Source organism: Pararhizobium sp. DWP3-4, assembly GCF_049898205.1.
Lineage (GTDB): Bacteria > Pseudomonadota > Alphaproteobacteria > Rhizobiales > Rhizobiaceae > Pararhizobium.
Window position 1 is genome coordinate 297,955 of the sequence record NZ_JAFCXF010000004.1, and the last position, 21,059, is coordinate 319,013.

At 58.9% G+C, this 21,059-nt stretch carries 22 protein-coding genes; 17 read left to right on the forward strand and 5 right to left on the reverse strand.

All coding sequences use genetic code 11. The annotated features are described in order from the left end of the window. The first annotated feature begins 39 nt into the window (after positions 1–39). The 3 genes from ACP7E6_RS13235 (at position 40) to ACP7E6_RS13245 (ending at position 2,129) form a co-directional block, all read left to right on the forward strand. Positions 40–777, forward strand: coding sequence for an AzlC family ABC transporter permease (locus tag ACP7E6_RS13235; protein WP_426230189.1), 738 nt, complete (start codon positions 40–42; stop codon positions 775–777). Beyond that, positions 774–1,118 carry an AzlD domain-containing protein gene (locus tag ACP7E6_RS13240; RefSeq protein WP_426230190.1) on the forward strand — a complete coding sequence of 115 codons (345 nt, stop codon included), beginning with the start codon at positions 774–776 and terminating at the stop codon, positions 1,116–1,118. Before ACP7E6_RS13235 ends, ACP7E6_RS13240 begins: the two co-directional genes overlap by 4 nt. 81 nt (positions 1,119–1,199) lie before the next feature. After that, positions 1,200–2,129, forward strand: coding sequence for a phosphatase PAP2 family protein (locus ACP7E6_RS13245; protein WP_426230191.1), 930 nt, complete (start codon positions 1,200–1,202; stop codon positions 2,127–2,129). 8 nt (positions 2,130–2,137) lie between these two features. Here the strand turns inward: ACP7E6_RS13245 and ACP7E6_RS13250 are convergent, their stop codons facing one another. The 4 genes from ACP7E6_RS13250 to ACP7E6_RS13265 are packed head-to-tail and all read right to left on the reverse strand — an operon-like array spanning position 2,138 to position 4,992. Next, on the reverse strand, positions 2,138–2,563 hold the full coding sequence (locus tag ACP7E6_RS13250) for an HIT family protein (protein WP_426230192.1): 426 nt from the start codon (positions 2,561–2,563) through the stop codon (positions 2,138–2,140). Positions 2,564–2,587: 24 nt separating this feature from the next. Continuing rightward, complete coding sequence (locus tag ACP7E6_RS13255; RefSeq protein ID WP_426230193.1) at positions 2,588–3,781, reverse strand: GNAT family N-acetyltransferase; 1,194 nt, start codon at positions 3,779–3,781, stop codon at positions 2,588–2,590. A 3-nt stretch (positions 3,782–3,784) separates the two neighbouring features. Continuing rightward, entirely contained in the window at positions 3,785–4,510 is a 726-nt protein-coding gene (locus ACP7E6_RS13260) for a glycerophosphodiester phosphodiesterase (protein WP_426230194.1), read from the reverse strand. Positions 4,511–4,524: 14 nt separating this feature from the next. Continuing rightward, complete coding sequence (locus ACP7E6_RS13265; RefSeq protein WP_426126181.1) at positions 4,525–4,992, reverse strand: RidA family protein; 468 nt, start codon at positions 4,990–4,992, stop codon at positions 4,525–4,527. Between the two features lie 154 nt (positions 4,993–5,146). Here ACP7E6_RS13265 and ACP7E6_RS13270 point away from each other — a divergent pair, with 154 nt between their 5' ends. The 14 genes from ACP7E6_RS13270 (at position 5,147) to lpxB (ending at position 19,492) form a co-directional block, all read left to right on the forward strand. After that, a complete protein-coding gene (locus ACP7E6_RS13270) occupies positions 5,147–5,974 on the forward strand; it encodes a cell envelope integrity EipB family protein (RefSeq protein WP_426230195.1) in 828 nt (275 codons plus the stop codon). Positions 5,975–6,167: 193 nt separating this feature from the next. After that, positions 6,168–6,935 carry a 30S ribosomal protein S2 gene (gene rpsB / locus ACP7E6_RS13275; RefSeq protein ID WP_264218918.1) on the forward strand — a complete coding sequence of 256 codons (768 nt, stop codon included), beginning with the start codon at positions 6,168–6,170 and terminating at the stop codon, positions 6,933–6,935. Positions 6,936–7,190: 255 nt separating this feature from the next. Next, positions 7,191–8,117, forward strand: a complete 927-nt coding sequence (gene tsf / locus ACP7E6_RS13280; RefSeq protein WP_426230196.1) for a translation elongation factor Ts — start codon at positions 7,191–7,193, stop codon at positions 8,115–8,117. Between the two features lie 210 nt (positions 8,118–8,327). Continuing rightward, positions 8,328–9,050, forward strand: coding sequence for a UMP kinase (pyrH, locus tag ACP7E6_RS13285; RefSeq protein WP_037100954.1), 723 nt, complete (start codon positions 8,328–8,330; stop codon positions 9,048–9,050). 49 nt (positions 9,051–9,099) lie between these two features. Further along, the gene (frr, locus tag ACP7E6_RS13290) at positions 9,100–9,660 is read left to right on the forward strand and encodes a ribosome recycling factor (RefSeq protein WP_426230197.1); all 561 of its coding nucleotides are present in this window, start codon (positions 9,100–9,102) and stop codon (positions 9,658–9,660) included. A gap of 37 nt (positions 9,661–9,697) precedes the next feature. Next, positions 9,698–10,441, forward strand: a complete 744-nt coding sequence (locus ACP7E6_RS13295) for an isoprenyl transferase (protein WP_426230198.1) — start codon at positions 9,698–9,700, stop codon at positions 10,439–10,441. Continuing rightward, positions 10,441–11,274, forward strand: coding sequence for a phosphatidate cytidylyltransferase (locus tag ACP7E6_RS13300; protein ID WP_426230199.1), 834 nt, complete (start codon positions 10,441–10,443; stop codon positions 11,272–11,274). Before ACP7E6_RS13295 ends, ACP7E6_RS13300 begins: the two co-directional genes overlap by 1 nt. 28 nt (positions 11,275–11,302) lie before the next feature. Beyond that, on the forward strand, positions 11,303–12,436 hold the full coding sequence (rseP, locus tag ACP7E6_RS13305) for an RIP metalloprotease RseP (RefSeq protein ID WP_426230200.1): 1,134 nt from the start codon (positions 11,303–11,305) through the stop codon (positions 12,434–12,436). A 248-nt stretch (positions 12,437–12,684) separates the two neighbouring features. Then, the gene (bamA, locus tag ACP7E6_RS13310; RefSeq protein ID WP_426230201.1) at positions 12,685–15,033 is read left to right on the forward strand and encodes an outer membrane protein assembly factor BamA; all 2,349 of its coding nucleotides are present in this window, start codon (positions 12,685–12,687) and stop codon (positions 15,031–15,033) included. A gap of 48 nt (positions 15,034–15,081) precedes the next feature. Continuing rightward, positions 15,082–16,149 carry a UDP-3-O-(3-hydroxymyristoyl)glucosamine N-acyltransferase gene (gene lpxD, locus ACP7E6_RS13315; protein ID WP_426230202.1) on the forward strand — a complete coding sequence of 356 codons (1,068 nt, stop codon included), beginning with the start codon at positions 15,082–15,084 and terminating at the stop codon, positions 16,147–16,149. Beyond that, positions 16,142–16,609: a 3-hydroxyacyl-ACP dehydratase FabZ gene (gene fabZ / locus ACP7E6_RS13320; protein WP_426230203.1), complete on the forward strand. Its 468-nt coding sequence runs from the start codon at positions 16,142–16,144 to the stop codon at positions 16,607–16,609. The genes lpxD and fabZ overlap by 8 nt, the downstream gene beginning before the upstream one ends. 2 nt (positions 16,610–16,611) lie before the next feature. After that, positions 16,612–17,424 carry an acyl-ACP--UDP-N-acetylglucosamine O-acyltransferase gene (gene lpxA / locus ACP7E6_RS13325; protein ID WP_426230204.1) on the forward strand — a complete coding sequence of 271 codons (813 nt, stop codon included), beginning with the start codon at positions 16,612–16,614 and terminating at the stop codon, positions 17,422–17,424. A gap of 5 nt (positions 17,425–17,429) precedes the next feature. Next, on the forward strand, positions 17,430–18,311 hold the full coding sequence (locus tag ACP7E6_RS13330; RefSeq protein WP_426230205.1) for an LpxI family protein: 882 nt from the start codon (positions 17,430–17,432) through the stop codon (positions 18,309–18,311). Beyond that, positions 18,308–19,492: a lipid-A-disaccharide synthase gene (gene lpxB / locus ACP7E6_RS13335; protein WP_426230206.1), complete on the forward strand. Its 1,185-nt coding sequence runs from the start codon at positions 18,308–18,310 to the stop codon at positions 19,490–19,492. The genes ACP7E6_RS13330 and lpxB overlap by 4 nt, the downstream gene beginning before the upstream one ends. Positions 19,493–19,522: 30 nt before the next feature. Here the strand turns inward: lpxB and gltA are convergent, their stop codons facing one another. Beyond that, positions 19,523–20,812: a citrate synthase gene (gene gltA, locus ACP7E6_RS13340; protein ID WP_426230207.1), complete on the reverse strand. Its 1,290-nt coding sequence runs from the start codon at positions 20,810–20,812 to the stop codon at positions 19,523–19,525. Positions 20,813–21,059: the final 247 nt, after the last annotated feature.

The window sequence follows — 21,059 nt, forward strand, 5'->3', positions numbered from 1 at the left end:
GCACCGTTTTTTTGTGGCAATGAACAGACGGATGTTTTGATGGACGATGGCCAGACGAACGGCTCGGGGCGGACATGGTTCGTGGCGGGCATGCGGGGAATTTTCAGCCTGCCGGCAATCATCCTGATGCTGTCGTTTGTCGGCTTTTGCGCCTTTACCGCCCAGGCCGGTATCCCTGTCGAGCAGGTCGTGTTCATGACGGGCGTCGTCTGGGCCTTGCCGGCCAAGGTCATCCTTGTCAGCTCGATCCTTGGCGGTGCCAATTTGCTCACCGCCTTTGTCGCGGTGACGCTGTCGTCCATCCGGCTGATGCCGATGGTCGCAGCGCTCGTCCCTGAAATCCGCACCGAAAAAACGCCCACTTGGCTGCTGCTGGTCCTCTCGCATTTTGTCGCGATCACGGCTTGGGTGTTTGCCATGGAAAAGGTGCAGGCGGTGCCGCGCGAACATCGCGTCACGTTTTTCGCCGGTTTCGGTATCACGCTTGTTCTGGTCAACATGCTTCTGGTGGCCGCCGTTTACCAGTTCGTTGCAGAGTTTCCGCCGATTGTCGCCGGCTGCCTGTTTTTCCTGACGCCGGTCTATTTCCTGGTGTCGATCTGGAGCTCCGCGCGTCATCCGGTCATCTATGTAGCAATGATCGTCGGTCTTGTGGCTGGGCCGTTCTTCTACTGGCTTGCGCCGGAATTCGATATTCTGCTGGCCGGTGTCGGTGGTGGAACATTGGCTTGGCTGGCAGAACGCAATTGGCGCAAGCGCGGGGAGGTTGGGGCATGACCGTGCTTGAAGGCTGGTGGGCCTATGTTTTCATCGCAATTGCCGGATGGCTTGCAACGGATATCTGGCGCTGGCTCGGCGTTCTCGCCGGTAATCGTCTGCGCGAGGATTCCGAAGTCCTCAATTGGGTGAGGGCGGTTGCAACAGCCTTGGTGGCAGCCGTCATCGCCAAGCTAATCCTCTATCCGACCGGCATTCTTGAGCAGTCGCCACTCTGGCTGCGGTTGGGATCGATCGCGGCGGGTGCGGCCGCCTTCTTCATCAGCCGCCAGAAACCGGCCGTCGGCATCGCCACGGCGATTGGTGTGCTGGCGATTGGTTTGTGGGCATTGGGATTTTAAAAAGCTCGGCAAGCGCAGCTCCGCTTAGCCGAATCTTAAATGCCAAGGCGTATGTGTTGCTCGATATCAAAGGAGCAGCAGATGCGTTTTTTGCCGGGAGAATGGTTCGTCGTTCGAATTCTTTTTGTCCTGGCGGCGTTGGATGCCGTCCTTCTCTATGTGAAGAACATCCCGGTCGATGTCTTAGGCTATGCCAGCATGGTTGGGATCGGCCTGTTTCTGGTGGCAGCCGGGCAATATTATCGTGTCATCCGGAATGAGGGCAGATTGGCATTGGCTCTTATCGCGGCCGGACTGTTTGTCCTGTTCACAATTGTCGGCTCGATATTCAATTACATGTTTCTTCCCAATACATTCGCGCCGATCGACGATTTTTTGATGCAGGTCGATGCGGCGATGGGATATCATTGGCCAATGTTGTTGATCTGGGTGTCGAATTACCCATGGTTCGGGACGTTTCTGTATCAGGTCTATTTCACCTCGCTGCCACAGCTTTTAGTCATTATTCTCGTTTTGGGCTTCATGGGACGGGCCCAAGAGTTGCACCGCTTTTTGCTGACTGGGGTCATTGGAGCGCTTTTGGCAATTGTGATCTGGGCGCTGTTCCCCAATTTTGGCGCCAAGAGCTTTCACGATCTACCGCAGTCGGTACTGGAGGCATTTCCGATCGCTGTTACCCCGGCGTATGGCGATGCGCTGCTGGTCCTAAGCCGCGATGGGATAGATTATCTCTCTCCGAAGAACGTCCTTGGTTTGATTGGTTTCCCATCATTCCATACCGTAATGGCATGCATGTCGGTCTGTTTCGTGCCGCGCCATCTCATTTTGATGCCAGTGATCTTTTGCCTCAATGCTTTCATGGCACTGGCAATTCTCGTGCAAGGCGGCCATCACCTGATCGATATGATCGGTGGCGTCGGCGTGTTTGCGATCGCCTACGCGCTATCAAGCATGACAATGCGCAGGTTGAGCAACGCCTATCACAAGATCAGTGAACCGCAGGCTGTCTGACGCTGCCATCAGAGCGCGTCCCTGATCCTCTCCGCATTCGCCGCAAGCACGGTCCCATCTTCCATCTTGCCGGAATGCGGCCGCAGGGGCACGCCCTCGTGACGCGGAATGACGTGGAAGTGCAGGTGAAAGACCGATTGTCCTGCCGGCGCCTCGTTGAACTGCATGATCGTCACACCATCGGCGTCGAAGGCCTCCTGGGTGGCGATCGCCACGGTCTGTACGGTAGCAATGAGCGCGCTGAGTGTCGCTGGATCCGCGTCGAGAATATTGCGGGAAGCGGCCTTCGGAACGACCAGGACATGACCTTGCGCCTGCGGCATGACGTCCATGAAGGCAAGGACGTTGTCATCCTCATAGACCTTGTGGGCGGGAATTTCGCCGCGCAGGATCTTGGCGAAGATATTGTTGCTGTCATAGGCGGCGCTGGTCATCTGGATCTCTCCTCAAAATCCTGTTCAATCGTCGGTCTCTTGCCGCTCGCCTTTGCGGAACGGGCTGTGCTCGGCCAGGATATCGCTCATCTGCTCGACCTCCTGCCGTTCGCGTTCGAGATAATCGGCAACGGCGCGTTTTAGTCCGGGATGGGCGATGAAATGCGCCGAATGGGTGGTCGCCGGCAGATATCCGCGCGCCAGCTTGTGTTCGCCTTGGGCGCCCGCCTCGACACGCTGCAATCCCTTGGCGATGGCAAAATCGATGGCCTGATGGTAGCACACCTCGAAATGCAGGAAGGGGTGGTCTTCGACCGCGCCCCAGTGACGGCCATAAAGCGCATCGCTGCCGATGAAATTGATGGCCCCGGCGATGTATTTTCCGTTGCGCCTGGCCATGACCAGCAGGATGTCATCGGCCATGCGTTCGCCGATCAGCGAATAGAATTTGCGCGTCAGATAGGGGCGGCCCCATTTGCGGCTGCCGGTGTCCATGTAGAAGGAGAAAAACTGGTCCCAGATGCTTTCGGTCAGGTCCCTGCCGGTCAGCCAGTCGATGCTGATACCGCCTTCGAGTGCGGCACGGCGCTCCTTCTTCAACGCCTTGCGTTTGCGCGAAGCCAGCGTTTCGAGGAAGTCATTGTGCGATGCATAGCCGTGGTTGAGGAAATGGAACTGCTGGTCGGTCCGATGCAGGAAACCGGCCTGTTCGACCGTCGGAATTTCTTCCTCAGGCAGGAACGTCACATGCGCCGACGAGACATTGTGGCGGCGGGTAAGTTCCTGGAGACCGGCGGCAAGCGAACTGCGAACGACACCGGCATCGGCCGTCGTGGCGGTCAGTAGCCGTGGCCCGGTTGCCGGTGTGAAGGGAACCGAGCATTGCAGTTTCGGATAATAGCGCCCACCCGCCCGTTCCAGAGCGTCGGCCCAGCCGTGATCGAAGACGTATTCGCCTTGGCTGTGATTTTTCAGATAGCAGATCAGCCCGCCCGCCAGGCCGCCATGGCCGTCTTCCATCAGCAGATGCTGGCCGAGCCAGCCGGTATCGGCAGTCGCCGAGCCGGATTCTTCCAGAGATGACAGATAGGCATGCGAAATGAACGGATTGTAGAGGCCGCCGGGTTGCCCCTTGGCGGCGCCTGACAATCCGTCCCAGCTGTCCTTCGAAATATCCTGAAAGGATGTCTCGACGCGGATTTTGACGTCACCGGTCATTCTTTAAGCGATAAGCCTTTCCTTGGGATCGAAACCCTCGAATGTCATCTGATCGGCGTGAGCATAGGTGTGATCGACGCCGGCCTGATCGCGCACGGTCCAGGTCAGGATCGGCCGGCCGAGCGAACGTTCCTTGCTGATGAACGAGTTTGGCAAATCCCCGTAGAAATAGGAAATGAAATCAAGCCCGAGCTGCATCGCGTCTTCGTGAACGAGGAACTGCTCCGGCTGGTTGCCGCCGGCTGTGAGGCCGATCGGGTAGGGCGGGTCCTGGGCTTTGAGATCTTTCAGCAGCCAATGGTCGAAACTCATCAGGGCAATAGGGCCGTCATAGCTTTCCAGCGCCTCCAGCACCGCGTCGGCAAAGCCCTCGTCGTCGCCCTTGCGGCCTTTCAGTTCGAGCACGATCGGCACCCGGCCCTTGACCAGCCTCAAAAGCTGTCCGAGCGTCGAGATCTTGTCGGCGGTGCCGCCGATGGCGATGAGCCCGAGTTCGCCAGCGGTCTTTTCGCGGATGTCGCCCTTGATGCCGCAAAGCCGCTGCATGTCGTCATCGTGAAAAACCACCGGCACGCTGTCGGCGGTGTATTGCAGGTCGCATTCGATGGCGAAGCCGTTTTCCGCCGCCCGGGAAAACGCCGAAAGCGTATTTTCCCAGATCGCATGGTTCATGTCGTGATAGCCGCGATGAGCGACCGGTTGCGCCGTCAGCCAGGACAGATCTTTCATGGATATCGTTCCGCTCAGGCGATTTCGATTACGGCGTCGATTTCGACGGCGGCATTGAAGGGCAGGGCGGCCATGCCGACAGCGGCGCGCGCATGAATGCCGGCATCGCCGAGGACCTTGGCGATCAGGTTGGAGGCACCGTTCATGACCAGATGCTGCTCGATGAAGGTCGGCTTGGAGGCGATGAAGCCGTTGAGCTTGACGATGCGGCGAATGCGCGAGAGATCGCCGCCCAGCGCTGCCTTGGCCTGGGCAAGAATATTGATGGCGCAGAGTTCGGCAGCACGCTGGCCGGTGGCGACATCGATGCCGTCGCCGAGATGGCCGGTGACTGCCACCTTGCCGTTTTCCATCGGGAGCTGGCCGGAGATATAAAGGTGCGATCCGCTGATGACGAAGGGAACATAATTGGCGGCGGGCGCTGCAGCCTGTGGCAATGTGATTCCCAGTTCCGTGATGCGTGCTTCAATATCTGCAGACATGGATAACTCCGGTCATTGTTGTGTTTTGTCGTCAAATGCTGCATGCACAGCATGTTTCATGAAGTGGTAAAATACCGCATCGCGAACAGTGATGCCTCGCTTTTGCCCGATGTGTTCTTATAGCATCATCAGCGAATCCAACAGGAGGAAACGGATGTTTCGTTCAGGCTTTGCCTCTGTCATTCTGGCATGGGCGTGTTTATCGGGTGTGACGGTCGGCGGGGCTTCCGCTGCGTCAGCCAACATCCTGGTGCCTCACCGCGCGGTCTATGATCTGGAATTGAAGGACGCATCGGAGCGCTCTGGAATTTCCGGTATGTATGGGCGGATGGTCTATGAATTCAATGGCTCGGCCTGCGAAGGCTATACCGTCAGTTTCCGGTTCGTCACCAAGGTCGATACGGGCGACGAGGTCAAGCTGACCGACCAGCAGACGACGACCTACGAGGACCTGAAGAACGGAAATTTCCGCTTTTTGACACGTTCCTTCACCGACGAAAAGCTCGACAAGGAAGTGCGCGGCTCGGCCCATGAGGCCAAGCAGGGCCTGACGGTTGATCTGACGTCTCCGGACAAGCGCCAGGTCGATCTCGCGCAGGGCCTGTTTCCGACCGAGCATATGCTCGACGTCATCGACCGGGCAAAGAAGGGCGAGACGCTGTTTGAATCGCGGATCTTCGACGGCTCCGACGCCGGCGACAAGACGCTGATCACCACCACCATGATCGGCAAGCCGCAGAAGGCTGCTGCTGGCGACGCCGACGCCGACAAGGCAGCCGCCATGGCCGCAAAACCCTACTGGCCGGTGACCATTTCCTATTTCAACGACAATGCCACCGGAGACGCCGTGCCGATCTACCGCATGGAGTTCAAGCTCTATGAAAACGGCATCACCCGCGACCTCACCATGGACTATGGCGATTTCGTCCTGACGGGCAAACTCGCCGATCTGGAAGTCTTCAAGCAGGAAAAGTGCAAATAGGTCCGAGCGACCGGCCTGCCGCTATTTTCCGAGTTCGCCCTTGATTTATCGGCTGGCAGGGGGTAAGGGCAGCGCATTCCACACGTAAGGTTTGGGACCGTCCGGGAGAAATCCGGGCAGTTCCACCCGGTGGTACTCTCGAAGAGAGTGCTGTTTGCCTTGCGGAGGTTCAACCGGAAAAGGAGAAAAAGGCATGGCATTGCCCGATTTTAGCATGCGTCAGCTTCTGGAAGCTGGCGTTCACTTCGGTCACCAGACTCACCGCTGGAACCCGAAAATGAAGCCGTACATCTTCGGCGATCGTTCGAACGTTCACATCATCGACCTCGCGCAGACCGTTCCGTTGCTGTCGCGCGCGCTGCAGGTTGTCAGCGACACGGTTGCCAAGGGCGGCCGCGTTCTGTTCGTCGGCACCAAGCGCCAGGCATCCGAAATCATCGCTGACGCTGCCAAGCGTTCGGCCCAGTACTACGTCAATGCCCGCTGGCTCGGCGGCATGATGACCAACTGGAAGACGATTTCGAACTCGATCCAGCGCCTGCGCAAGCTCGACGAAATCCTGAACTCGGAAGCGTCCGGCTTCACCAAGAAGGAACGCCTCAACCTCGAGCGCGAACGCGAAAAGCTGAACCGCGCACTCGGCGGTATCCGCGATATGGGCGGCGTTCCGGACCTGATGTTCATCATCGATACCAACAAGGAATCGATTGCCATCGACGAAGCAAAGCGTCTCGGCATCCCGGTTGTCGCGATCATCGATTCGAACTGCGATCCGGACCGTATCGACTTCCCGATCCCCGGCAACGACGACGCTTCGCGTGCGATCTCGCTCTATTGCGATCTGATCTCGCGTGCAGCGCTTGACGGCATTGCCCGTCAGCAGAGCTCGTCGGGCCGCGACCTCGGCGCTTCCTCCGATCTGCCGCTTGAGCCGGCTCTCGAAGAAGCCGCTGAAGCCTGATAGGGCGGGGCGGCGGTTCATCCCGCCGTTCCTTTAGACACGATCAGGATAAGGCCGTTTACGACTGAAAAAGTGAACGGCCTTGTTCTTTTGCATCGGACCAGCCCATCGGGTGCCGGTCTCAACGATGCCCACCACCGCGATGAACCCTTTCATCACGATGTCACATTCAGGGGTCATGCCCTGCCACATCCTCCTGGTATCGCGCCGGCTTTCTGGCAGCGCGCCAGCCGAACAAACGAAGAGGCAAAAAAGATGAGCACTATTACTGCAGCAATGGTGAAGGAACTGCGCGAAAAGACCGGCGCAGGCATGATGGATTGTAAGAAGGCACTCGGCGAAACCAATGGCGACATGGAAGCCGCGATCGACTGGCTGCGCGCCAAGGGCATCGCCAAGGCCGACAAGAAGTCGGGCCGTGCAGCTGCCGAAGGCTTGATCGGTATCGCCAGCAGCGGCACCAAGGCCGTCGTCATCGAACTGAACTCGGAAACCGATTTCGTTGCGCGCAATGATGCCTTCCAGGACCTCGTTCGTGGCGTCGCAGCTGTTGCTGTCGGCACCGACGGTTCTGTCGAAACCATCAGCGCAACCAACTATCCGGTAACCGGCAAGTCGGTCGCTGAAAGCATCACCGACGCGATCGCAACCATCGGCGAGAACATGGCTCTGCGCCGTTCGGCCCTGCTGTCGGTCGAAGAGGGTGTTGTTGCCACCTACATCCACAATTCCGTTGCTGACGGCCTCGGCAAGCTCGGCGTTCTCGTCGCGCTGAAGTCGACCGGCGACAAGGATGCCCTGAACGCCATCGGCCGCCAGGTTGCCATGCATATTGCTGCGACCAACCCGCTGGCCATCCGCTCGACGGAAGTCGATGCAGCCGTCGCCGAGCGCGAGCGCAACATCTTCATCGAACAGGCCCGCGAATCCGGCAAGCCGGATGCGATCATCGAAAAGATGGTTGATGGCCGCATGCGCAAATTCTTCGAAGAAGTCGCCCTTCTGTCGCAGGCTTTCGTCATGAACCCCGACCTGACTGTCGAAGCTGCCGTCAAGGAAGCTGAAAAGACTGTTGGCGCACCGATCGAAGTTGTCGGCATGGCCCGCCTGCTTCTCGGCGAAGGCGTCGAAAAGGAAGAAACCGACTTCGCAGCTGAAGTTGCAGCTGTCGCCAAGGGTTGATTTCTTCATCCTGATTGGGAAAACCGCCATCCTTGTTGGGAAACATCCGGGGCATCGCGTGACAACGCGGTGCCCTTCGTGTATCCGGCATCATCATCACATTGGCGCAGGCTCCTTCGGGGAACATCCGGATGATATCGGCCGCGCTGGGGTGAACGGACCAGTTTTATGCACCATCTCGCATGTGTGCTTTCTTGGACAGGAGTGACGATGTCGGCCGAGCCTCTCTATAAACGTGTGCTGCTGAAAGCTTCGGGCGAAGCGCTTATGGGCAACCAGGGGTTCGGGATCGATGTCGCGGTGGCTGACCGGATTGCCTCGGACATTGCAGAAGCCCGCGCCATGGGTGTCGAAGTCGGCGTCGTCGTTGGCGGCGGAAACATTTTTCGCGGCGTCGCGGTTGCCTCCAAGGGCGGCGACCGGGTCACCGGCGACCATATGGGCATGCTGGCGACCATCATCAACGCACTGGCACTGGCGACCTCGCTGCGCAAACTCGATGTCGACACCGTCGTACTCTCGGCTATCGCCATGCCGGAAATCTGTGAGAGTTTTTCGCAGCGCGCCACGCTGTTCCATTTATCCCAGGGGCGCGTCGTGATTTTTGCCGGCGGCACCGGCAATCCGTTCTTCACCACCGATTCGGCAGCCGCCCTGCGGGCCGCCGAGATGGGGGCGGAAGCGATCTTCAAGGGCACGCAGGTTGACGGCATCTATACCGCCGATCCGAAGAAGGATCCGACGGCCACCCGCTTCGACCGCCTGACGCATAGCGAAGTCCTGCAGAAGGGCCTCGCCGTGATGGATATCGCCGCCGTCGCACTGGCGCGCGAAAACAGCATTCCGATCATCGTCTTCTCGATCCACGAGAAGGGCGGGTTCGCGGAAATCTTGACCGGCGGCGGCCGGGCAACCATCGTAACCGACAATTGAGCAGTTAAGGGCGGTCGCAAGACCGCCGCGATAAACGGGAGTTTGATCCATGAGTGAAGGTATTGACCTAAATGACCTGAAGCGCCGCATGGATGGCGCCATTGCCGCGTTCAAGAGCGATATCGCCTCGCTGCGCACCGGCCGGGCATCGGCCAACGTTCTCGATCCGGTCATGGTCGAGGCATACGGTTCGCGTGTACCGCTGAACCAGGTTGCCAACATCACTGTTCCCGAATCCCGCATGCTCGGTGTTTCGATCTGGGACAAGTCGATGGTCAACGCCGTCGATCGCGCCATCCGTGAATCCAATCTCGGCCTCAATCCGATCGTTGATGGTCAAAATCTGCGCATTCCATTGCCGGAACTCAACGAAGAGCGCCGCAAGTCATTGGTGAAGGTCGCGCACGACTATAGCGAAAAAGCCAAGGTCGCGGTGCGCAACGTCCGCCGCGACGGCATGGACAGTCTGAAAAAAGCCGAAAAGGATGGCGATATCGGTCAGGATGTCAGCCGGAGCCAGTCCGAAAAGGTCCAGAAAATGACAGATGAGATGATTTCCGACATCGACCGCTTGCTCGGCGATAAGGAAAAGGAAATCATGCAGGTCTAGTCTGCCTTTTTCCGAGTCTCTGTTTTTCGGGCCACCGATGTCAAACCCATTGCTGAGAAATGTCCCCACGCACGTTGCCATCATCATGGATGGCAACGGACGCTGGGCCAATTCGCGCGGACTGCCGCGGACGATGGGACATCGGAAAGGCGTGGAAGCCGTGCGCGAGGCGGTCCGCACCGCAGGCGAGGTCGGTATCCGGTATCTGACGCTTTTTGCCTTCTCATCTGAGAACTGGAGCAGGCCGGAAGCCGAAGTGTCCGACTTGATGGGACTGCTCAAAGCTTTCATCCGGCGCGACCTGGCGAACCTGCATCAGCAGAATGTCCGCATCCGGGTGATCGGCGACAAGAACAATCTTCGCGGCGATATCTTGCCTCTGCTTCTGGAGGCAGAGGATACGACGCGCAACAATACGGGTATCACACTGGTTATCGCCTTCAACTACGGTTCTCGCGATGAAATGACCCGCGCCATGCAAGCTCTGGCGGTTGACGTCGCCCAGGGGCGATTGACGGCCGACCAGATCACGCCGGAGCGCATTGCCAGCAAGCTCGATACGGCGGGTATCCCGGACCCCGATCTGGTTTTGCGCACCAGCGGCGAGGAGCGGTTGTCGAACTTCCTGCTTTGGCAGGCCGCCTATTCCGAATTGTTGTTTGTCCCGGAACTATGGCCTGACTTCGACCGCGAAGTCTTCCTCAATGCCCTGAAGACCTATGCCGGGCGGGAACGCCGGTTCGGTGGCCTGTCGCAGCCAACGCTTGCGGTTGGTTCCTGATGCAGAGCGAACTGAGACTGCGCATCATCTCCGGTATCATCCTTGCTGCAATCACCCTCGGTGCGACCTGGGCCGGCGGCACGGTATTCGAACTTCTGTCCGTCGCCATAGCCGTTCTGGTCTATTACGAATGGTCGACGATCACCCGGCTTGCCGAGCGTGATTTCCAGGGCAACGCTTTCGGTTGGCTGTCACAGGCGGTCATTTCCGGTCTCATTCTGTTTGATGGCGCTCATGTTACCCTGCTCGTCCTGGCCGCATGTGCGGCCATGGCAGCGGTCTGGGTGTTTGTGCGCGGCGGTAGCTGGTGGCTGCCTGGCGGTATTGTCTATGCCGGGCTGACCGGTATTTCCCTCTCGGCTATCCGCGGCGAGGGCGATATCGGCCTGATCGCCATGGTTTTCATCTTTGCCGTGGTCTGGGCGACAGATATCCTTGCCTACTTTACCGGCCGGGCGATCGGCGGCCCGAAGCTCGCGCCCCGCATTTCACCCGGAAAAACCTGGTCCGGTGCGGTCGGCGGCACGATTTGCGGGGTGATCGCGGGCGTTGCGGTGTTCATGAGCTATTTTTCGCTCAACGATGCACGCATTCCGCTTCTGGCGCTGGCGCTCTCGGTATCCAGCCAGATTGGCGATCTCTTTGAATCCTATATTAAGCGCCGGTTTGGCGTGAAGGATTCGAGCAAGCTTATTCCCGGGCACGGCGGCGTCATGGACCGGGTTGACGGACTTGTTTTTGCCTGTTTTGCCGCGCTTTTGATTGCTTTGGTGCAAGTCGTGTCCACCGGTGGACAGAATGTGCCCCTGGGGGCAATCCTGCTGGCGCCGTAAAACGCCCGCATACCTGATCGAGGACCTTATGGCTTACCTGGCCGATACGCTTCAACTGATTGTCGGCTACATCGTGCCGTTCCTGCTGGTGCTGACGCTGCTCGTCTTCGTGCACGAAATGGGACACTATCTTGTCGGCCGCTGGTCCGGCATCCGTATCCTGGCTTTTTCCGTCGGTTTCGGCCCCGAGCTGTTCGGCTATACCGACAAGCAGGGAACGCGCTGGAAATTCTGTGCCGTCCCGCTTGGCGGCTATGTGAAGTTCTTCGGCGACGAGGATGCGGCCAGCGTCCCTGATTATAGCAAGCTGGACCAATATTCAGCCGAGGATCGCGACCGGACATTCCTCGGTGCCAGGCTCTGGAAGCGTGCTGCCACGGTTGCTGCAGGGCCGATTGCCAATTTCATTCTGGCGATTGCGATCTTCGCTGTGCTGTTTACGGTCTACGGCAAGCCGATTGCCGATCCGGTCGTGGCGGAAGTCAAGGAAAACAGCGCTGCCGCCAAGGCAGGCGTATTGCCCGGTGATCTGCTTGTGGCGATCGACGGCACGCACGTCACGACATTTGACGATGTGCGCCGCTATGTCAGCATCCGCCCGGAAACGCCGATCACAATTCAGATCAAGCGCAAGGGCGAATTGCTGGATCTCCCGATGGTGCCCCAGCGCACCGAAATCACCGACCAGTTCGGCAACAAGATGGAACTCGGCATCATCGGCATCCTGACGAATCAGGAAACCGGAAATTTCCGCCTTGAAACCTTTGGTCCGATTGAAGCCGTGGGGCAGGGTGCTGTCGAAAGCTGGCACATCGTCACCGGCACGTTCAACTACCTGGCGAACCTGGTGACCGGCCGGATGAAGGCCGATCAGCTGGGGGGCCCTATCCGCGTCGCCCAGGCGTCCGGCCAGATGGCGACGATCGGCGTCGCTGCCGTTCTGCAGCTGGCGGCGGTTCTGTCAGTTTCCATTGGACTTCTTAACCTAATGCCGGTTCCCGTACTTGATGGCGGCCATCTGATGTTTTATGCGGTGGAAGCCGTTCGTGGGAAACCGGTCGGACCACGCACACAAGACGTCGCGTTTCGGATCGGTTTTGCCATGGTGCTGATGCTGATGGTGTTTGCCACATGGAACGACATAAGTTCGCTCTTAGGCTAGTATTTAAGGCCTGTGGCGATGGTGCGGGCGCAAGGGGGGTGATCGGCTTTGTTGGAAGTTCAACAGGTTGATCGAAAGGAATTGTTTACGATAAAGCAATTCTGTAGTGGCCGTTAGGACACGGTTTCAATTGAAGTAAACAGAAATTAACGAGCTGGCTTGCTTGTATATGAAAAGCGGTTAAAACGGCAGCCGTGACCGGAGTCGGTACGAGTTCGCTGCGGGGCATTGGGAAGAAGGTAAGATTTATGAAAGCTGGTTCAAAATTTTTGAACGCGGTGTCGGCGGTTGCGCTGTCTGCAAGTATGGTCGCAACGGGGTCTGGCATCGTAACGCTTGCAAGTGCGACGGTCGCTGAAGCTGCAACGATCAACCGGGTCGAAGTTCGCGGCGCAACCCGCGTCAGCCCCGAAACGGTGCGTGCAAACATCACGATCGTTCCCGGCAAAAGCTTCAGCAACGGCGACATCGATTCTTCCGTAAAGCGTCTGTATTCGACGGGTTACTTCTCCGATGTCAGCATCAATGTCTCCGGTGGCACGCTCGTCGTCACCGTGAGCGAGAACCAGCTGGTCAACCAGGTCGTTTTCAACGGCAACCGCAAGATCAAGGACGACAAGCTGCAGGCGGTCGTGCGCACGCGTTCGCTCGGTCCGTACAGCGAAGCGACTGCTGAATCTGATATCCAGGCCATCAAGGATGCCTATGCCGGCATCGGCCGTGAAGATGTGACGGTGACAACGCAGGTCGTTCCGATCGCGGAAGGCCGCGTCAATCTCGCCTTCGTGATCAACGAGGGTGACCGCACCAAGATCACCGCAATCAATTTTGTCGGCAATAATGCCTATAGCAATGGCCGCCTCGAAGCTGTGATCTCGACGAAGGAATCGGGGATATTCTCCTTCCTGAATCGCAAGGACGTTTACAACGCCGACAAGCTTCGCGCGGACGAAGAGCTGCTGCGTCAGTTCTACTATAACCGCGGTTATGCCGACTTCCGCGTCGTGTCCTCGGACGCAGTGCTGGATGAGGCCACCAACGAATACACGGTCACGATCACCGTCGAAGAAGGTGAGCGCTACGACTTCGGAACGGTCAATGTTGAATCGACCGTCGAAGGCGTCAATGCCGAGGAACTGAAGGGTCTCGTCCGGACCTCTGAAGGCACGATCTACAAGGCTAAGGACGTTCAGGACAGCATTTCCGCGATTTCAAAACGTGTCGCGTCGCAAGGCTATCCGTTCGCTCGCGTAACGCCGCGCGGCAACCGCGATTTCGGCAATCGCACGATCGCTGTTGATTATCTCGTCGATCAGGGCGAGCGCGCCTATATCGAGCGTATCGAAATCCGCGGCAACACCCGCACACGTGACTATGTCATCCGTCGCGAATTCGACATGAGCGAAGGCGATGCGTTCAACCAGGAAATGATCACGACGGCCAAGCGCCGCTTGGATGCCTTGGGTTACTTCTCGACCGTCAATATCTCGACCCAGCCTGGCAGTGCGTCCGATCGCGTCGTCGTGATCGTCGATGTGCAGGACCAGTCAACCGGTTCGTTTGGTATCGGTGCCGGCTATTCGGCCGGTAGCGGCGGCGGCTTCCTGCTGGAAGCCTCGATCGAGGAAAAGAACTTCCTTGGCCGTGGCCAGTACATCCGTCTTGCTGCGGGTCGCGGTCAGGACAGCCGTACGTATAACGTATCGTTCACGGAGCCCTATTTCCTCGGCTATCGTCTGGCTGCCGGTTTCGATATCTTCCAGAACGAAAACGACTATGACGACGACAACTATAGCTACGAAGACAAGGGCTTCAGCCTGCGCGTAACGGCGCCGATCACCGAGCGCATATCGACGACGTTCCGTTACAACCTGACGCAGATGGATTATCATGGCAATACTGCCGTGGGTGCAGGGCAGGATCTGTCGTCGCCATACATCAATGCGATCAATGGCAGCACTTGGACCCGCTCGTCGATCTCGCAGACGCTGACCTACAATTCGCTCGACGACTCGACTTTGCCACATGAGGGCATTCTCGCTTCGGCAACGCAGGAATATGCTGGCCTCGGCGGTACTTCCGATTTCTACAAGCTGACCGGTAAGGCCAAGTGGTACTACACCGTCAACGACGATGCCGACATCATTGCATCGCTTGCTGCCGGCGCAGGGCATGTGTTCAACACGGGCGGCAAGATGGAAGTCTTTGACCAGTTCCAGTTGGGCCAGAACGACATTCGCGGCTTCGAGCGTAACGGTGTCGGTCCGCGCAGCGGCAAGTACGGCGACTCCATCGGCGGCACGACCTACTTCACCGCTTCGGCCGAAGCGACGTTCCCGCTGCCGTTCGTTTCGCGCGATGCCGGTTTCCGCGGGGCGATCTTTGCAGATGCAGGCACGCTGTATGGTAATGAAGTCGACACGACGGCTGACGACCAGATCCAGGGCACCAACAGTTCGCTGCGTGCATCCGTCGGTCTGGGGCTGATCTGGGCGTCGCCCTTCGGTCCGCTGCGCGTCGATTATGCGTTCCCGATCGCGAAGGAAGATTTCGACCGCGTACAGAACCTCAAGTTCGGTATCTCGTCGTCCTTCTGATCCCTGCAGTCCAGAACTGCCTGCCAAAACTGTTCTGGAGTGTTGGCCATGGAAAACAATTGGTTCTTCCCACCACATGATGGGATCCGCCTGAGCGATCTGGCGGATCAGATTGGTGCGACGCTACAGACCCCAGAGTTGGGCGACCGGCTTGTCCGGTCCGTAGCGCCGACCTATCGGGCTGGCGAGTTCGATGTCTGCTACATGCTGCAGCGGCGCTTTCGCGATGAGTTTGACACATCGAAAGCAGGCGCGATCATTTGCGACGATACGATCGCCGCGATCGTCCCGCCGCATATCCCCGTTCTTTTGACCCGCTATCCCCACACGGCTTTCGCCCTTGCCGGTGCAATCCTCCATCCGCAGGCCGTGCGCCCTGAGCAAAACCTGTCGGGGCCTGGCGGAATATCTCCCGCAGCTTTTATCGATCCATCGGCACAGATCGAGGACGATGTCGATATCGAGGCGACCGCAGTTGTCGGCGCCGGTGCGCATATCGGCACGGGTACGCGGATTGCCGCTGGCGCCGTCATCGGCCCAGGCGTGCGCATTGGCCGGGACTGCACGATTTCGGCCGGAGCCAGCATCATGTACGCGCTGGTCGGCAACGAAGTCATCATCCACCCCGGCGCGCGGATCGGCCAGGACGGCTTCGGCAACGCGCCGGGACCGAAGGGTGGCATGATCAAGATCGTCCAGATCGGCCGCGTCATCCTGCAGGACAGGGTCGAGATCGGTGCCGGCACGACGATCGACCGTGGTGCAATGGACGATACGGTCGTCGGCGAAGGCACCAAGATCGATAATCTCGTCCAGCTTGGCCACAATGTTCGCGTTGGCCGTCATTGCGGCATCGCGGCCCAGGTCGGTATTGCCGGCAGCACGCGTATCGGCGACGGGGTGATGATCGGCGGGGCTGCGGCGATCAACGGACATATTACCATCGGTGACAGGGCCCAGATCGGCGCCATGAGCGGTGTCGCGTCGGATGTGCCGGCCGGCGAACGTTATGGCGGCATTCCAGCGCGTCCCATGCGCGACTTCCTGCGTGAGATTGCAGAGATCACGGCGCGCGCGCACAACAGGCAGAAGAAATCAGGAGGCAAAGATGAGTGAAGCTGGAACAACCGTTCTCGGTACGGCTGACATCAGGGAAATCCTGAAACTTCTGCCCCATCGCTATCCGTTCCTGCTGGTCGATAAGATCATCGAGATCGATGGCGACAATTCGGCGATCGGCATCAAGAACGTCACGGCCAACGAGCCGCACTTCACCGGACATTTCCCCGAACAACCGATCATGCCGGGCGTTCTCTTGATCGAGGGCATGGCCCAGACGGCTGGCGCGATCTGCGCCCGCAAGAATGGCGGCGGCAGCAACCTCGTCTATTTCATGACTATCGACAATGCCCGATTTCGCAAACCGGTCATTCCGGGCGACCGGGTCGAGTTTCATGTCGTCAAGCAGAAGCAGCGCGGCAATATCTGGAAATTTCATTGTGATGCAAAAGTTGACGGGCAACTTGTCGCAGAAGCTGATATCGGCGCGATGATCATCAGCAAGGAAAATGCCTGAACATGATTGCCTCTACTGCGAAGATCCATCCGCTCTCGGTCATCGAAGACGGAGCGGTGATCGGCGACAACGTCGTTGTCGGGCCATTCTGTCACGTTGGCCCTAAGGTGACGCTCGCAGACAATGTCGAATTGATCAGCCATGTGGTCGTGCTCGGCCGCACCACGGTCGGCAAGGGATCGAAGATTTTCCCGTCTGCGGTGATCGGCGGCGATTCGCAGAGTGTGCATCACAGCGCCGTCGATACGACATTGGTGATCGGGGAAAACTGCACCATTCGTGAGGGCGTGACGATGAATACGGGCACCGTCGAACATGGCGGTGCGACGATAATCGGAGACAACAACCTCTTCCTCGCCTATGCGCATGTCGCCCACGACTGCCGTCTTGGCAACAATATCATCCTGTCGAACAATGTCATGCTCGCGGGCCATGTCACGGTGGGCGATCGCGCCATCCTCGGCGGCGGCTCGGCCGTTCATCAGTTTACCCGCATCGGCCGCCATGCCTTTGTCGGCGGCCTCTCCGCCGTTTCCTATGATCTCATTCCCTACGGTATGCTCAATGGTAATCCGGGCTTGCTTGGCGGCCTGAATGTCGTCGGCATGAGCCGCTCCGGCATTGAAAAACCGGTTATCCACGCCGTACGGCGTGCCTATAAGCAGATTTTCGAAGGGCCGGAATCAATCCGCGTCAATGCCGCGGCAATCCGTAACGACTACCTTGATTGCCCGCCGGCGCTGGAAATCCTCGATTTCATCGCGGCCGAGAGCGACCGGGCGCTGTCGTCCCCGACACGGGGCAGCAAGGGCTGAGGCAGATGAGCATGCACAGCCGGCCAGAGATCAAAGACCGGCTGGCCATCATTGCCGGCAGCGGTTTGCTGCCGCTGCATGTTGCCGAAGCTGCACGCACGCACGGCGAAAATCCATTCATCATCGCACTTGCCAACGAGTCGGATCGGGACTGGTCGTCCTTCGATAACACGACACTCGGGATCGGTAATTTCAAGGCAATCAGCGGCGTCTTTCGCGACGCTGGCATTGGCCGTGTTGTCATGTCGGGCGCCGTGCGCCGCCGGCCGGACTGGCGCGACATCAAGCCGACGATGAAAAGCCTGGTAAAGATACCCAGTGTTCTGCGCACGCTCCTGTCCGGGGGCGATGACGCGGTTTTGAAAATGGCGATCGAACTGATCGAAACCAACGGCGCACGCGTTATCGGCGTGCAGGACATCGTCCCGGAACTTCTGGCCGAGATCGGCACGCTGGGCGCCCGCGCACCGGGTGCGGAAGATCAGGCAGATATCGAGGCCGCCGAAGCTGCTGCCATCGCCCTTGGCCATTTGGACGTCGGGCAGGGCGCCGTTGCTGTCGGTGGCCGTGTCGTGGCCCTCGAGGGGCCGGAGGGAACCGATGCGATGCTGGAGCGGGTCGCGCGGCTCAAGGCCGACGGACGCATCTCCAGCCGCCGTCGCGGCGTGCTGGTCAAGCTCTGCAAGCCGCAACAGGATTTGCGCGCCGATCTTCCTTCGGTCGGTCCATCGACGATCAAGGGTGCACAGGCGGCCGGGCTTGCCGGTATCGCGGTTGAAGCTGGCCGGGCGCTCGTTCTTGATCGGGAGGAGATGATTGCGCTGGCCAACGAGGCTGGTCTCTTCATCACGGGAGTGGACCGCGCCCTCTTGCGAGGCGGGAAATGAGCACAAGCGGTCTGAAGCTCGCTGTCATCGCAGGCGAAGTGTCCGGTGATCTGCTTGGCGCCGATCTCGTCAAGGCGTTGCGCCCGCTGGTGAAGGGCGATCTTTCGCTGCTTGGCGTTGGCGGCGAGGGGCTGGAGGCTGAGGGCCTGAATTCGCTGTTCGACTATTCCGAGCTGTCGATCATGGGGATCTCGCAGGTTCTTGCCCGCTTGCCGAAACTGATCCTGCGTATCCGCCAGACGGCGAGTGCCATTATCGCGGCCAAGCCGGATATCCTTGTCATCATCGACAGCCCTGATTTCACCCACCGCGTCGCGCGCCGCGTGCGCAAGGCTTTACCGGATTTGCCGATCGTCAACTACGTCTGCCCGAGCGTCTGGGCCTGGAAGTCCGAACGCGCCGTCAAGATGCTTGCTTATGTCGATCACGTTCTCGCCGTACTTCCTTTCGAGCCGGAGGTGATGCAACGGCTCGGCGGTCCGCCGACGACCTATGTCGGACATCGGCTGGCAATGGACGCCAATGTCCTGGCGGTGCGGCAACGGCAAATTGACAAGCGTGCTGCAAGCGTCAGCCTGGATTCGGCAACATGCCTGCTTCTGCCGGGGTCTCGCGGCAGCGAAATCAGCCGTCTGTTGCCGGCGTTCGGCGAGACTGCGGAGGAATTGCGCAGCCGTCATCCGCATATGCGGTTCCTGCTCCCCACAGTTCCACGGCAGGAAAAGCTCGTGCGCGAGATAACCGCGTCTTGGCCGGTAAAGCCGGAAATCACAGTTGGAGCCGCCGCCAAATGGAAGGCTTTCGCTGAGGCCGATGCAGCCGTTGCGGCGTCCGGCACGGTGATCCTGGAGCTTGCCCTCGCCGGGATCCCCGTCGTCTCGACCTACAAGGCCGACTGGATCATCCGCCTGATGCACAAGCGCATCAAGATCTGGACGGCAGCCATTCCCAATCTGGTGGCGGATTATGCCCTCGTGCCGGAATATCTGAACGAGGCCATTCGCGCCGGAGCGCTGTCGCGCTGGATAGAGCGACTGACCGGCAATACACCGGAGCGCGCCGCCATGCTCGCTGGATACAGCACCGTCTGGCAACGCATGAAGACGGAGAAACCGCCGGGCGAGACAGCCGCCCGCATCGTTCTTGATGTTTTGAATACAAACAAGCCCGGCCATTTCTGACCGGGCTTTTTCAATGGGTATTTCCTTGGCTTAGCGCTTGGAAACCGGGACGTAGTCGCGTTCCGGTTCGCCGATGTAGAGCTGGCGCGGACGGCCGATACGCTGTTCCGGATCTTCGATCATCTCGTTCCACTGGGCGATCCAGCCGACCGTACGGGCGAGCGCGAACAGGACCGTGAACATGGTCGTCGGGAAGCCGAGCGCCTTCAGCGTGATGCCGGAGTAGAAGTCGATGTTCGGATAGAGCTTCTTCTCGATGAAGTAGCTGTCCGTCAGCGCGATGCGCTCAAGCTCCATTGCCACTTCCAGCAGCGGATCGTCCTTGTGGCCGAGTTCGGCCAGCACTTCGTGCGTGGTCTTCTGCATGATCTTGGCGCGCGGATCGTAGTTTTTGTAGACCCGGTGACCAAAGCCCATCAGACGGAACGGATCGTTCTTGTCCTTGGCGCGGGCAACGAATTCCGGAATACGATCGACCGTGCCGATTTCGGCCAGCATGTTGAGCGCGGCTTCGTTTGCGCCGCCATGGGCCGGACCCCAAAGGCAGGCAATGCCGGCGGCGATACAGGCAAACGGATTGGCACCTGACGAACCGGCAAGGCGAACGGTCGAGGTCGAGGCGTTCTGCTCGTGGTCGGCATGCAGGATGAAGATCCGGTCCATGGCGCGCGAAAGCACCGGATTGACGGTGTATTCCTCGCAGGGAACGGCAAAGCACATGCGCAGGAAGTTCGATGCGTAGTCGAGGTCGTTCTTCGGATAAACGAAGGGCTGGCCGATATGGTACTTGTAGGCCATCGCGGCGAGCGTCGGCATCTTGGCGATCATGCGCAGGCTTGCGACCATGCGCTGGTGCGGATCGGTGATGTCCGTGGAATCGTGATAGAAGGCGGACAGTGCGCCGACACAGCCGCACATCACGGCCATCGGGTGGGCATCGCGGCGGAAGCCGGTGAAGAAGCGCGACATCTGCTCGTGCACCATGGTGTGATGCGTGACGCGATAGTCGAAATCCTTCTTCTGGGCTGCTGTCGGCAGTTCGCCGTAAAGGAGCAGGTAGCAGACTTCGAGAAAATCGCCGTGCTCGGCGAGCTGTTCGATTGGATAACCGCGATGCAGGAGGATACCCTGGTCGCCATCGATATAGGTGATCTTGGATTCGCATGATGCGGTCGATGTGAAGCCGGGATCGTAGGTGAACTGGCCGGTCTGCTTGTAGAGCGTGCCGATATCGACCACATCCGGACCGATCGACCCCGATCGTACCGGCAATTCCACCGTTTTGTCGTCCACGGTTACGACTGCGCTTTTTCCTGTCATGGTGATCCTCCGTTTGCAGCAAATTGGCACACAATTATGCCGCAGATATTAACGCCGACCATGTGCTATCCGATTTACTCACGGCTGCCAAGTTGAACCAAAGGCAAATTGTGCGATGCAAAAATAGGCATATGGCGACGCAATAATTACACGTTCGGGCTATATGTCCAATGACATAATCGTTCGAAGACTGGTTGGCTTCCACCGCGTGGAAAAGTTCTGCATGTTTTTTGTGCACCAATCTCAT